This is a genomic window from Rothia sp. 27098_8_27 (assembly GCF_041432805.1).
GTDB lineage: Bacteria > Actinomycetota > Actinomycetes > Actinomycetales > Micrococcaceae > Rothia > Rothia mucilaginosa.
In genome coordinates this window covers 1-13,610 of record NZ_JAPWAJ010000002.1, presented here as the reverse complement: position 1 = coordinate 13,610, position 13,610 = coordinate 1, and the positions used below count along the sequence as shown (strand labels likewise).

The window sequence follows — 13,610 nt, the reverse complement described above, 5'->3', positions numbered from 1 at the left end:
GGCGAGTCCGGGTGGTTGGTATTCATGCATAATCCTGAACGGCGCGCCAAGAGGCGGTTCCCGCGCTTCCCGAGCCAGCGCGGTGCGCTTGGGCTTGTGGGCTCCGATTTCGCGGGGCTTCCGATTTTCTTGCATCGCCGATAAAGGGTTATGCAGAGAATGCATAATTTCAAATTTTACCCCCTCATACCCACACAAGTACAAGGAATACAACATCACCAGATTTTTGAGACGGGGCGATTGAGACGGGGCGAGTCTGCGGCATCTCTCAGCCTCCACCCGAAACACGCCCCGCATCACCCCTGAGCCGCCGCACTTTTGTCTGCGCGCTAAATTTCTACGCCCGCCAGACGAACACCGCACCCACCCCACGCCCGGCTAGTTCAGCATCACGCCAGCCCCACGCGCCGCGAAACCGCACGGTGTAGCGGCGCTACGCTATTCTTTTAGGTATGTCTACTGAGAACACGCAGCCTAGCCAGGCACCCGAATCCACCGAAGAAAAGGCCAAGAAGCCGGTTCCCGAAGAATTCTTCCGCCAGCCCTACTCCTTCGTCCGCCGCGGCGACCGCCTCACCGCGCGCCGCCAGAAGGCGTGGGACACCTACTCCCCCACCCACGTGCTGGACATCCCGCGCCTGCGCACCGACACCTCCGTCGCGCCCGAGGCGACTTTCGACCCGGTTAAGATTTACGGCCGTGAGGCGTACCAGGTCGTCGAGATCGGTTCCGGTCTGGGCGAGGCGATTGTGCACCGCGCAGCTGAGGTGCCCGAGGCGAACTTCCTCGCCGTTGAGGTGTACACCCCCGGCATCGCGGACCTGCTGCTGAAGATGGGCAACGCCGGCGTGGAGAACGTGCGTGTGGCTCAGGCGAACGCGCCTGAACTGCTCGACAACATGCTTGAGGAGAACTCCGTGGACGAGCTGTGGGTGTTCTTCCCGGACCCCTGGCACAAGTCCCGCCACCACAAGCGCCGCCTGGTGTCCCCGGCGTTCGCTGATAAGGTTGCGCGCGTGCTCAAGCCCGGCGGCATTTGGCGTCTGGCGACCGACTGGGAGGAGTACGCCCTGGTCATGCGTGAGGTTCTGGAGGCGCACCCCGACTTTGAGAACGTGAACCCCGGCGCCGGTGCGACTGAGGAGGATCCGCTGGGTGGTTGGGCTCCGCGTTGGGAGGGTCGTACCCTCACCAGCTTTGAGCGTAAGGCTCAGGAGGCGGGCCGCCGCGCGCACGACCTGACCTACCGCCGCAAGTAAGCACCGCCGCAAGTAAGCGAGGCAGCGCCAGTTACAGCCAGGTGGTTTCCCGCCACCGCGCAAAGTGCATACGTTAAAGCAGGTGAGGCTCCCCGATCGTTCGGGGAGCCTCACCTCCTTGTGTGTGGGTCTGAGTGCATGCGGGGCGGGGGTCTACCCTCCCTCTCGCGGCGTATACACAAAGACGCACAAGCCTACATGGGCGGCTGACTAGCGCAAATGAGCTAAAACAGCCGAGCCGTTTATCCAAGTGTAGCGGGTTTAGCCGGTTTAGCGCTGCGGTTTCGTATCATCCGCCGTAGCCGGCTGGTGACGCTGACGGTACAACACCACAGCCGAAGAACGCTGACGAGGCGCCGGGCGGGTACCACGGGCAATATGCACCACGTCACCACTGGTACCGGCAGCGAACACGCGCTCCGCCAAGCCCAGCTTCACCTTCGCATCCTCAACCTGACGCTGCAGCGCCGCAATCTGCTCCTGCTGCTCCTCCACGAGGGACTCCAGCTCAATAATGCGGCGAATACCCTCCAGGGAGACGCCCTCCTGCGAGAGCTGCTGAATCTGCTGCAGACGGTTCACGTCACGCTGCGAATAGCGGCGCGCCTTACCGGGCGCACGCGAAGGCTGGACCAGGCCGATACGGTCGTACTGGCGCAGGGTCTGCGGGTGCATGCCCGCCAGCTCAGCCGCCACAGAAATCACGAAAACCGGCAGGTCCACACTGTGCAACGGCTTGCCGCTACGGGACTTAGATGATGATTCTCGAGATGCCATGGTTTACTTCGCCTTCTTCAACAGATCCTTACGCGGGTTCTCCTGCGGTGCCAGTTTTACGAACTTATCGAATGCCTCCTGCGCCTCTGCGCTCAGCTCGGTGGGCAGTACAATCTCCGGGATGACCAGCAGGTCACCGTCGCCGCCCTTAGCCTTGAAGCCGCGGCCCTTAGCGCGCAGTCGGCGACCGACCTGACCGGGTGCCAGGCGCAGCTTCACGGTGGATGCATCGGGCAGGGGCACCTCAATCACTGCGCCGTCGACGGCCTCAGCGAGGGTGACGGGCGCGCGCATAATCAGGTTGTTACCCTCGCGCGAGTACACGGAGTCATCGGAGACGCGCACGGTGACCTTCAGGTCGCCGCCGCGCAGGCCCTTGCCGCGCAGGCGCACCTTCTGGCCGTCCTTAATGCCTGCGGGGATGCGTGCCTCGGTGTGAGAGCCGTCCGGCAGGAACACGGTCACGGTCGCGCCGGTGTATGCCTGGGCGAGGCTGACGCGGGTGCTGGTGGTGCTTTCTTCGGGGGCTGCGTGCTGTGCGCCACCGAAGCCGCCGCCGCCCATGCCGCCGAAGTCGGCGCTAGTGAAGCCTGCGGAGCGTCGGGAACCGCCGGCGCTACCACCGAAGAGGCCGCCGAGCAGGTCGTCGATGTTGATGCCTGCGCCGCCGTTGCTGAAGCCGCCGAATGCGTCCGCGCCGGGGTAGCCGGTGTAGCTGCCACCGCCGAAGCCGCCTCCGCCGAAGCCGCCCATGCCAGATGCGCCGTAGCGGCGGATCTGGTCGTACTCTTCGCGCTGCTTCTTGTCGGAGAGCACGTCATATGCTTCCGAGATTTCCTTGAACTTCTTCTCTGCTGCGGCGTCGCCGGGGTTCAGGTCCGGGTGGTACTTGCGGGAGAGCTTGCGGTACGCCTTCTTGATGTCGCTTTCGCTTGCGTCTTCGCTGACACCCAGTGCCTTATAAAAGTCGTCGGTTAGCCAGTTTTCACTTGCCATGTTGTGTTTCTCCTTCTGCGGTGATGCGCCGCCCTCCTCGGTTACGGGACGGCTTGCAGGGGCACCGCGTGCTTGTGTTAATACTCTATATAAAAGTTTAGTCTACTTGACTCAATTTTGAAAGGGCTGAGCCCAAAAAAATAGCACCCCTACAAGCCTTTTAACCGCCGCACGGCTCACCAAAACCCGGGCCAACACGCCGGTATAGCAACCCCGGCAGAACAGCTTAGGCAAACAACAGGGCGGGCACTCCCCCACCAGGGAGAGCACCCGCCCGTCGTTAGTTATTCAGCCAATGCTGAGCCGACCACCTTACGGTGCGACAGCCACAGCCACCTGAGCGGTACGAACCACACGGTCGTTCACGCGGTAGCCGTAACGCAGAACCATGGAGACATGATCCTCGGCCACCTCGTCAGTGGGCTGCTGCAGTACAGCCTCGTGGATGTTCGGGTCGAAGGCGTCGCCTACTTCACCGAAGCGCTCCACGCCCTGCTTGCCGAGCAGCTCTTCGAGCTTGGTAGCGATGGAGGCGAAGGGGCCTTCCTGCAGGTCGCCGTGCTTGCGTGCGGCGTCGATATCATCGAGCACCGGCAACAGCGCGGTCACCAGTTCACTGGTTACGAAGTCTCGCAGCTGCTCCTTTTCGCGGGCGGTGCGGTTCTTGTAGTTGGTGAACTCAGCCTGCAGGCGAAGCAGGGAGTCCAGGCGCTCTGCGGCGAGTGCCGCATCCGCAGATTCTGCTTCTACGGCGTCCTGGAGCTCAGCCTCGACGGCTTCCGCTGCGTCGTCGGCGGTTTCAACCGATTCAGCTTCGGGGTGGCCTTCCGCTGCGGGGGCGTTGAATGCCTCCTCCAGCGGGTCGGGGGTGGTGTTTTCCTGCTCAGCCATGATTACTTCTTCTCGTCTTCGTCGATAACCTCGGCGTCGACAACGTCCTCATCAGCGGCGGGCTTGGACTCGGATGCCTCAGCCTGTGCTGCTGCGTAGAGTGCCTCGCCCAGCTTGGACTGGGATGCCTGCAGCTTCTCGAGTGCGGACTTCACTGCTGCGTCGTCGTCGCCCTCGAGTGCCTTCTTCAGCTCGTCGACATCGCCCTGTACGGAGGTCTTGACATCCTCGGGCAGCTTGTCGCCGTTCTCCTTCAGGAGCTTCTCGACGGAGTATGCGAGGGACTCAGCTGCGTTGCGGGTGTCAGCAGCCTCGCGGCGTGCCTTGTCCTGCTCTGCGTGTGCTTCTGCGTCCTTGACCATGCGGTCGATGTCGTCCTTGGAGAGGGAGGTGCCGCCGGTGATGGTCATGGACTGCTCAACACCGGTACCCTTGTCCTTTGCGGAGACGTGGACGATGCCGTTTGCGTCGATGTCGAAGGTGACCTCAATCTGGGGCACGCCACGGGGTGCGGGGGCGATGCCGGTCAGCTCGAAGGTACCCAGGTTCTTGTTGTCGCGAGTGAACTCACGCTCACCCTGGAAGACCTGAATGGTCACGGAGGGCTGGTTGTCCTCTGCGGTGGTGAAGGTCTCGGAACGCTTGGTCGGGATTGCGGTGTTGCGCTCGATCAGCTTGGTCATCACGCCGCCCTTGGTCTCGATACCGAGGGAGAGGGGGGTGACGTCGATCAGCAGAACGTCCTTACGGTCGCCCTTCAGCACGCCTGCCTGCAGTGCTGCACCCATTGCCACGACCTCGTCGGGGTTCACGCCCTTGTTGGGCTCGCGGCCGGTGAGCTCCTTGACGAGCTCAGCAACAGCGGGCATACGGGTGGAGCCGCCAACCAGGATGACCTCGGAGATCTCGGAGATGGACACGCCAGCTTCCTTGATTACGTCGAGCACGGGCTTCTTGGTGCGCTCGAGCAGGTCGCGGGTCAGTTCCTCGAACTTTGCGCGGGTCAGCTTCTCATCTAGGTGGATGGGGCCCTCGGGGGTCACGGACAGGTACTGCAGGGAGATGTTGGTGCTAGAAGCGCTGGACAGCTCCTTCTTAGCCTGCTCAGCTGCTTCCTGCAGACGCTGCAGAGCAATCTTGTCCTTGGACAGGTCTGCGCCGGTGTTTGCCTTCACCTGTGCGAGCAGCCACTCGACGACGCGGTGGTCCCAGTCGTCACCACCGAGGCGGTTGTCACCGCTGGTTGCGCGAACCTGAATGGTGGAGAAGCCGTCGTCGTCCTTGCCGACTTCCAGCAGGGAGACGTCGAAGGTACCGCCACCGAGGTCGAAGACCAGGATGAGCTCGTCTTCCTTACCCTTGTCCAGACCGTATGCCAGTGCTGCGGCGGTGGGCTCGTTGACGATACGCAGGACGTTCAGGCCTGCAATCTCGCCGGCTTCCTTGGTTGCCTGACGCTCAGCGTCGTTGAAGTATGCGGGGACGGTAATGACGGCGTCGGTGACCTTGTCGTTCAGGAATGCCTCTGCGTCGCCCTTCAGCTTCATGAGGATACGAGCGGAGATTTCCTGCGGGGTGTACTTCTTGCCGTCGATCTCGGTGGTCCAGTCAGTGCCCATGTGGCGCTTGACGGAGGAGATGGTGCGGTCGACGTTGGTCACTGCCTGACGCTTTGCAACGCTACCGACCAGAACCTCGCCGTCCTTGGAGAATGCGACGACGGAGGGGGTGGTGCGGGTGCCCTCTGCGTTAGCGATGACGACGGGGTCGCCACCTTCCAGTGCTGCTACGACCGAGTTGGTGGTACCGAGGTCAATACCTACTGCACGTGCCATATGTTTATTCACTCCTTAGGTGTTAGTGCCCCGCTTCTTCTAATGCGAGGCGGGATAGTTTGAAAGTTTTGGAGGCGGTCGGTGCTACGCGTGCCGCCCCGCGTGGGGTGGTCTGCGCGGCTTCCTTGAGCCTCATGTACTCAAGTATGCACCCTCTCGGAGGGGCTGTCAATAGAGTTGAGCGAACTTTACTCAACTTTTTTATGCGGAGGGGCGTGAGGGGTGGATGTTTTAGGGCTCCGGAGGGGTGTTTTGCGGGGGATTTTGGGGCGGCGGCGAGGCGCGAATGGGCGGTTTTGCCGCGGAATTCCGGGGTTTTCGGGCTGAGTGAGGGCGCGGCGCGGCGATTCAGCGCACGGCGGACACGGACAGAATGGTTGGGCGAAAAAATTTTTAAAAAAGGGGCGAAAAACCCAAAAAATTGGGGTACGAGAGGTGTCGGGAGGTGGTCTGGGAGCACCTTATATAGGGTGCGCGGGGGTTGTGCGGGGGTGGTTTTAGGTCTGGAGACTAGGCCTCCGGCTGCGCTGCTAGGGGTGCGCTTCGTGTAGGCACCTCAACTACGGGCACCCACCTGAGATCTCAGAGATTCACTCCTCTTATATATAGAGGGCATGTTTGCAAGCTCCATCGCTCACTTTATGAAGGTATCTCCGCTTGTCCGACCCGCAATTCTTCAACCCTCAACTGTGGCTTGAGGTTACCCACCTGCCGTATCCTGGTTACGACCATATCCTCTCAAAGTAGACAGGAGAATTACGTGTCAGAACAAGACATTTCAAAGGCACCCTTGGCAGCTTCCAAGCAGACTGACGAAACAAGACAGGATCCATCAGAATTAGCCACATCAAATAATAAATGGGGCGCAGAACGCATACTACTTACTGGATTAGCTATAGCAGTAGTTATTTCTTTGGTTATTTATTTATTGACCGGCGCTGAGTGGCATAGTCCAAATATTCATTGGCTTCCTATTACCCTCATGTTGAGCATTATTTTTGTAACCATATTGTTCTTGTGGAAAAAAATATGGTTTCTCAAAAATATTTCGCAGTTTAACTCATGGATTTTTGGGGTAACAATTATTGGCGGCACTATTGCCTTCTTGCTACCTCTAGCGATAGCAGATAATTTCTCTAGCAATGGAGAAGGCACTGCACTACGTCAAATGCTTATTTACACCACTGGTGGTCTACTCGGTGTCATCACCCTTAGTGAAACGCGGCGCAAAAATGATTTGGAGAAATCTAAATTTACCGAGCAGCAGGATCAATTCAGAAAGCAGCTGGAAGCGCAGAAAGCGAACCTCGAATCACAGCTGGATGCTCAGAAAAAGACCCTCAGTTCACAGCTAGAAGCCCAAAAAGAGAACCTCAACTCACAGCTGGACGCCCAGAAAAAGACCCTCAGTTCACAGCTAGAAGCCCAAAAAGAGAACCTTGAATCACAGCTGAAAGCTCAACATGACAACCTTGAACTTCAGCTTACTTCGCAGGAAAAGAAGGACAAGAGAGACCACAGCCGCGAGGTTCATGCTGAACGTCGTAGCCGCTATACCAAGGCTGTAGAACAGCTAGCTCATGAGAAATCGGCCGTCCGTTTGGGTGGTATATATACCTTGGTGGGCCTTGTCGATGAATGGTTAGAGGACGAGGCTCTTACAAACGAAGAACAGCTTAAAGAGGGACAGACTATTATCAACAATCTCTGCTCCTACATTCGCTCACCCTTCCTCACCGCGGAAAAAATTGAAGCATATGAAGCTCGTAATGATTTTAACCAGCTTGAGGAATATGAAGCTGCATCTTCTTTCGAAGAATATTCCCCACAGCTCCGGGCCCAATACGAACGTTTTAAAGAATCTGGTAGCTTTAAAAACTTTCAAGATATCACCGCAGACTATGCAAAGTTCCACGAAGAACAGGATGTACGCCGTACCATTTTTGTTGAAATGAGCAAACGTAGCAGCACCTTCATCAAAAATGAAAAGGGAGAAATGGTTCCTAGCCCGAGTACATGGAGCAACTTCGAGTTCGATTTCAGCCGAGCACCAATTTTCTATCCCCTCAATGACCTCACAATTGAGAAAGGTAATTTCTCTTCTTCGAAGTTCCACGCTAAGGCTGATTTCTCTCGTGTAACTTTCACCTGCGATGCAAACTTCAGCGGGACGATTTTCACCAATGACGCTAACTTTATCGATGCAACATTCATCAATAATGGGGACTTTAATAAATCGATCTTCATTGGAGAAGCAAAATTTATCGGAGCTACGCACTTCATCAATGCTAAGGATTTCAGCCGCGTAGCCTTCAGCGGCAATGCAGATTTCAATAATGCAGAATTCCATAGTAAAGCAAACTTTACGGGTGCAGATTTCGCTCATGAGGCTAACTTCAATAATGCGACATTCACAGGTGATGTTAGCTTCCGCGACGTAATCTTCACCGGTGAGGCTAAATTTGGAGGGGCAACCTTCACAAGCAACGCAAATTTTGTCGAGGCTACTTTCAAAAGAAGTGTTGGATTCTACAAAGCGACCTTCACAAAATTTAAGCCAATTTTCATTGTCACGTGTTTGCATGCCCGATTCTCCGCAGCTATGAATCCGCGGGATTACAATTTCTCCGTTACAGAAGAAAGCAAACCTATTCGTTGTGGAACGGCTAAGCTCCTCGGTAAATCGTTCAGGATACCTCTCAGCACGATACTTTTCGATCCTGATTCAAACGATATAAGTGAACCTGCGAAGCCAATAGAAGAGTCTAATAATCAGGGAGAAACCCCCTCCAAGTAGGGCTCTCTAAAAGAAGCCCTGCCTGCATATACCACGCAGGTGGGGCTTCTTCTTTTGCCCAGCGCGAGCGCGCCAGGGCGGGGTCCTCCCCTATGCTGGTTATAAGCCAGCACCGGAGAAGGAAGGGCACACCCCCATGAACCTCAACAAACTCTTAACTGCGCTACGGCAACGCAAAAACACCCCGGCACACACCCAGCAGGCCGGGCGGCACGAACGCTACACGCACGCCCTCGAACAATTCCTCGACGGGCACCAGCCCGCCGTACGCCTCAGCGGGGTGTACACGCTCGCAAACCTCGCGGACGAATGGCTCACCGACGATTCCCTCCCCGAGCAGGTGCGCCGCAAAGAAGCCCAGACTATTATCGACGCGCTGACCGGGTGCGTCCGCACGCCCTACCCCCTCGCGCAAAAACGGCAGATACTAGAAGCAGACGAGGCCCCTGAAGGGTACGAAGGCGACTTCACACGTGATCAGGAGGCGCTACGCGAAGAGCAGCTGGTGCGCCGCACCGTCTTCGTGGAGTTCAGCCGCCGCCTCGCCGCCGCAGCCGAAAGTACCAAGGCAGACCATAAGAAGAGCCAGCACGCGGTACCGCCAATATCGCCCATATGGGCTGACCTGCGCTTCGACTTTGGCGGTGCACCCATCTTCTACCCGCTACGGCTGCTGCACTTTCAGAACGCCGATTTCGCCTCCGCAACCTTCTACGGACAAGCGGATTTCTCTGGTTCAACCTTCCACGGTGACACCAGCTTTTCCGCGGCGCAGTTCACGGCTGACGCGTCCTTCCATGGCGCGAACTTCAACGACTGGGTGGGCTTCAGCGCTGCGCACTTCGCGGGCGCGGCAGAGTTCAGCGGGGCACGCTTTGCGGACGCGGCAAGCTTTGCGACCGTAACCTTCACCGGCGAAGCCGACTTCTCAGACGCGGTCTTCTCGGCTGCGGCTGACTTCGCGGTAGCCTCCTTCGAGTCCGACGCCAACTTTTCACACTTGAACACCGCGGGCATAGCCAGCTTCGCGGCGATCACCTTCGGCGGAGAGGCAATATTCACCGCCTCCACGTTCCACGATGAGGCGCACTTCGCCGCGTCGGTCTTCAACCGTCCGGCGGTGTTCTCCAAGTCGCTTTTCGGCGGGGCCGCGCGCTTTGCCGGTGTAGTCACCAAGCAGTCCGCGATGTTCCTCGGCACGAGCTTTGCGGGCACGGCGGACTTTAGCGGGGCGTCCTTCACGCAGTACGAGGATTTTGGTGGGGCACGGTTCGACGGCGACGCCACGTTCAGCCGGTCGAGTTTTTTTGCGGTTATAAGGACGAGCTATGACATGGACTTCCCGCAGTACGCGAACTTCGCTAACGCGGCATTCGCGCAGGGCGCCGACTTTAGTGAGGCGACGTTCACGGCATTTGTCGGCTTCGGTAGGGCGACGTTCGCGGGGGCGGTGAGCTTTAACGGGGCGAGCTTTGCGGGAGCCTACTTTGCGGATGCGAAGTTCAGTCAGAAGGCTGATTTTAGGCAGACTAGATTCTCGTACGCTGAGCCGTCTTTTTGGGACTCGGAGGGTCAACAGAAGAGTGCCCGGTTCTCGGCGCAAGCGGATCCGCAGGATTACTTGTTCGAGGTGCGCCCGGAGAGCCCGCACGGTTTCAGCTGCGGCGAGGCGCAGCTTCTTAATAGAACGTTCGTTCTCCCTGTCGGTGCGGTGCTGTACGACCCGGGCTCCTGGGACGAAGAGAAGCAGGAGTACACCCACATCAGTGAGCCTGCGCAGTAAAACCTAGCACTCCCCCGCCGTCGGGGAAGCGCCCACACACATATGCACAGACCCCGCCCGTGCATCCAGCACTGGCGGGGTCTTCGTGTATGCCCGCAATATATACGCCAATAGGCTCCCGAAAAGCACTGTTGAACTATGCTGAATATGACCCGCCCCTTTCAACGATGACAGGAGAACCACATGCATCTGGCACCCAGCACCGCGTGGGCTTGGCTGATAGCTTGCGCAGTCGTCATTCTGCTTTTCCCGCTCGCCGCGCAGTTCGGCAACCTCAAGGGGAAGCTGTCTAGCTTCCGCGCCTGGGTTTGGGCTATCGCGCTCTTGGGCATTGTCACGGCGGGTTTTATGCCTTTCACCTTTGATACTGACATCGCCACTTTTGAGGTTCAGCCGTTCATTTTCTTCATCACCGGCACCCTGCTGGGCGTTCTCTTTCTTGGGGAGTTCCACCGCATGAACGCCCAGAAAAAGCTGGAACATCCCCAGCGAGTACATGCCAAGCGCCATACCCGTTACAGCAAGGCAGTTGAGCATCTGGCGTATCCGAACCCGGCAGTCCGTGCGAGCGCCATCAGCACGCTTGCGGGTCTGGTTGATGAGTGGCTCGCTGACGAGCAGCTCAGCGTTGAGGCGCGGCAGAAGGAGGGGCAGGTCATCGTCAATGCCCTCTGTGCTTATGTGCGTTCGCCGTTCGCGCGGGCGTTCAAGGCTGAAGCTTTTGAACCTGATACGCCGCCCGCTAACTATGCGGGTGATTTTGCTACGGATCTGGCGGCTTTCCGTGGTGAGCAGGATGTTCGCCGCAGCGTCTTCGTTGAGATGAGTAAGCGTAGCAGCACCCTTGCTGAAAATGAGAAGGGCGAGGTGGCTGTTGTTCCCGGCGCGTGGAGCGGCTTTGAGTTCGATTTCAGCCGGGCGGTCGTCTTCTACCCTCTCGACGGTCTGACTCTTGAGAACGCCGATTTCTCTGCGGCGAGGTTCTGCAACGGTTCAGATTTCAGCGGGGCAACTTTTGTGGGAACCGCGGATTTCAGCCGCGCAACCTTCGGAGAAATCGCGGGGTTCGATGAGGCGACCTTTGCGGGCGATGCGAACTTTACCCGGGCGGTCTTTGACCAGGATGCGCGTTTTAGCGGCGTAACTTTCATGGGTACGGCTGACTTTAGTAACGCGCGCTTTGCTGGTGATGCGGTCTTCCGCTGGGTGTCTTTCAACGCTAATGCGGACTTCCGCGAGGCTTCTTTTGGAGGGCACGCTGACTTCCGCGACACTGCGTTTGCGGCGGATGCGGGCTTTAGCGGCGCTTCCTTTGAGGGGAACGCTGGGTTCTTTAGGTCGTCTTTCGGCGGTAATGCGAGCTTCTTCAGGACAGATTTTGCGGGAGTTACGGAGTTCCGTGAGGCTGTCTTTGAGGGGCATGCCGGGTTTAACGCGGCAACCTTCTACGGGGATGCGCACTTTAGCCGGGCTACGTTTGAGGGACTCGCCGGGTTCCGTGATGCAGCCTTTGAGGCAGGCGCAGATTTTGCAGGGGCGTCCTTTATAGGCATTGCAGATTTCTGCGAGGTGTCTTTCGTGAAGAGCCCGCCGCTCTTTGCGGCGAAGAATGTTGAGTCGGGTGAGGTGTACCAGGCTCGATTTGCTGCGCTGTCTGCCGGCTCTGGGTCCACCGGTCAGGAGGCGCATAACTTCGCGGTGTACGAGGACAGTCAGCCTATTCCTCTGGGTACAGCCGGGCTGAACGGCGTGGGCTACCGTATCCCGGTCGGGGCGGTCCTCTTCGATCCGTCTTCCTGGGATGAACGACAGAAGGAATACACGCGCATGAGTGAGCCCGCGCAGTGATATCCCGAAGGCCCCGCCACATTGAATGTGTGGCGGGGTCTTTGCGTATGACCGCTAGAAGCACAGGCTAGACAGTTTTGCACTATGCTGAAGAGTGACCGTTCCTCTCAAAGTAGCTAGGAGAGATTTCCAGTGCTATCAAAAATTCCTTTAAGAAAAACACTCAGCAACTTTCTACAGATTCCTATCATAAATAAAACAATAGATAAAATTAACAACCCTAGAATAATATTTCCATCCATTTCCGTAATCCTCCCTTTTTTAACATGGATCATACTATCCTCTCCAGAAATCCTATTCAATGAAAAAAATTTCTTTAGGTGCATCCAATTTCTATTCCTTGCAATTTTTCCAATCCTCATAATAACAAGCAAACCATCAATTCAATTGGACAACAAAAAGAATCCAGAAGATATTCCAAACCATAAATCAAACAACTTCCTCATAGAGCAATTCAAAACCGTCCTATCACTATCGCCTATAGCGCTAATCATAACCTTCATGCTCACCCTTTACTATTACAACTGGGTGACTCAAGGAAACATTAATTTAGCGTTTAGGATAACCTCTCTTCAGCTTACACAGGATAGGTATCAACTAATATCTTCAACCGTCATCTCACTATTCATAATATATTTAATACTCATCCCAAGTAAAACATTAGATATTACAGCATTAAATATGGATACCACATCAGATTCGAAAGGCCCTCAAAAAAACCTAGATTTAGATGTATACATTAGAGCAACCTGGCATATCGCAATATTTACCCTCTTTGCAGGATTTCCAGCGTGGGCAATATATAGCCTGATGGCCCCCCAGAGTTACATTGACGACCTAGCATTATTTGTATTTTTTGCATTCGTTTTTGGTCAAATAAAATTGCTAAGCTCATCTCCACTAGAGACAATCGACGCTCTTAAATCAATCGCTAAATCCGCACCAAAATTTAAAGGACTAAAGTCAATACTATTCACCCTCTTGGTCGTATTAATATTACTTAAATTTCCAACATCATCATTAGTTATAAATGCCGGGAAGGGCGTAGTGGATATTGGCTCCACATCAAATAACCCAATGCATGCATACTCTTGTATATTTACCCTGCAAAACCCCCAATCAGAATCCATATCCTTCGGAATAGTCGTCGAATCCAAAGATAAATATCTACACATTTTTACACCAACTTACAACCAGGAGAAAAATAGCTATACACAATTTGATTTTATTGGCAATACATTTCCACTAAATCCGACAGAAAGTTACATATCAATAAAAGAAGATTACAGAATTGAACAGTACAACGAGTCAATACATGAATATAACAGCAATACTGGGAAATGTAAGCATAAATAATTAAAGATTATTTTCATAATTACAAGCCCCGCCGAACTGAACTGCCTCCCGTTTCTTGGACATCAAAA

At 55.9% G+C, this 13,610-nt stretch carries 9 protein-coding genes; 5 read left to right on the top strand and 4 right to left on the bottom strand.

Annotated elements, in window-relative coordinates; translation table 11 throughout:
* Positions 1-452 precede the first annotated feature (452 nt).
* Positions 453-1,259: a tRNA (guanosine(46)-N7)-methyltransferase TrmB gene (gene trmB, locus O3675_RS03605; RefSeq protein WP_005508988.1), complete on the top strand. Its 807-nt coding sequence runs from the start codon at positions 453-455 to the stop codon at positions 1,257-1,259.
* 270 nt (positions 1,260-1,529) lie between these two features.
* Here trmB and O3675_RS03600 read toward each other — a convergent pair whose 3' ends face one another.
* The 4 genes from O3675_RS03600 to dnaK form a co-directional block, all read right to left on the bottom strand.
* Positions 1,530-2,036, bottom strand: a complete 507-nt coding sequence (locus O3675_RS03600; protein ID WP_049355825.1) for a heat shock protein transcriptional repressor HspR — start codon at positions 2,034-2,036, stop codon at positions 1,530-1,532.
* A gap of 3 nt (positions 2,037-2,039) precedes the next feature.
* A complete protein-coding gene (locus O3675_RS03595) occupies positions 2,040-3,032 on the bottom strand; it encodes a DnaJ domain-containing protein (protein WP_070688379.1) in 993 nt (330 codons plus the stop codon).
* Positions 3,033-3,344: 312 nt separating this feature from the next.
* On the bottom strand, positions 3,345-3,923 hold the full coding sequence (locus tag O3675_RS03590; protein WP_315353959.1) for a nucleotide exchange factor GrpE: 579 nt from the start codon (positions 3,921-3,923) through the stop codon (positions 3,345-3,347).
* 2 nt (positions 3,924-3,925) lie between these two features.
* The gene (gene dnaK, locus O3675_RS03585) at positions 3,926-5,758 is read right to left on the bottom strand and encodes a molecular chaperone DnaK (RefSeq protein WP_296548602.1); all 1,833 of its coding nucleotides are present in this window, start codon (positions 5,756-5,758) and stop codon (positions 3,926-3,928) included.
* A 760-nt stretch (positions 5,759-6,518) separates the two neighbouring features.
* On the opposite strand from dnaK, the gene O3675_RS03580 reads away from it, so the two are divergent.
* The 4 genes from O3675_RS03580 (at position 6,519) to O3675_RS03565 (ending at position 13,542) form a co-directional block, all read left to right on the top strand.
* A complete protein-coding gene (locus tag O3675_RS03580; RefSeq protein ID WP_371571017.1) occupies positions 6,519-8,555 on the top strand; it encodes a pentapeptide repeat-containing protein in 2,037 nt (678 codons plus the stop codon).
* Between the two features lie 136 nt (positions 8,556-8,691).
* The gene (locus O3675_RS03575) at positions 8,692-10,338 is read left to right on the top strand and encodes a pentapeptide repeat-containing protein (protein ID WP_371571015.1); all 1,647 of its coding nucleotides are present in this window, start codon (positions 8,692-8,694) and stop codon (positions 10,336-10,338) included.
* Between the two features lie 183 nt (positions 10,339-10,521).
* Complete coding sequence (locus tag O3675_RS03570) at positions 10,522-12,186, top strand: pentapeptide repeat-containing protein (RefSeq protein ID WP_371571012.1); 1,665 nt, start codon at positions 10,522-10,524, stop codon at positions 12,184-12,186.
* A gap of 132 nt (positions 12,187-12,318) precedes the next feature.
* The gene (locus tag O3675_RS03565; protein WP_141762270.1) at positions 12,319-13,542 is read left to right on the top strand and encodes a hypothetical protein; all 1,224 of its coding nucleotides are present in this window, start codon (positions 12,319-12,321) and stop codon (positions 13,540-13,542) included.
* Positions 13,543-13,610 lie beyond the last annotated feature (68 nt).

Coding starts and splice junctions, on each gene's coding strand:
- O3675_RS03570 (WP_371571012.1), top strand. CDS start 10,522: ATGCATCTGGCACCCAGCACCGCGTGGGCTTGGCTGATAGCTTGCGCA.
- O3675_RS03600 (WP_049355825.1), bottom strand. CDS start 2,036: ATGGCATCTCGAGAATCATCATCTAAGTCCCGTAGCGGCAAGCCGTTG.
- trmB (WP_005508988.1), top strand. CDS start 453: ATGTCTACTGAGAACACGCAGCCTAGCCAGGCACCCGAATCCACCGAA.
- O3675_RS03590 (WP_315353959.1), bottom strand. CDS start 3,923: ATGGCTGAGCAGGAAAACACCACCCCCGACCCGCTGGAGGAGGCATTC.
- dnaK (WP_296548602.1), bottom strand. CDS start 5,758: ATGGCACGTGCAGTAGGTATTGACCTCGGTACCACCAACTCGGTCGTA.
- O3675_RS03595 (WP_070688379.1), bottom strand. CDS start 3,032: ATGGCAAGTGAAAACTGGCTAACCGACGACTTTTATAAGGCACTGGGT.
- O3675_RS03575 (WP_371571015.1), top strand. CDS start 8,692: ATGAACCTCAACAAACTCTTAACTGCGCTACGGCAACGCAAAAACACC.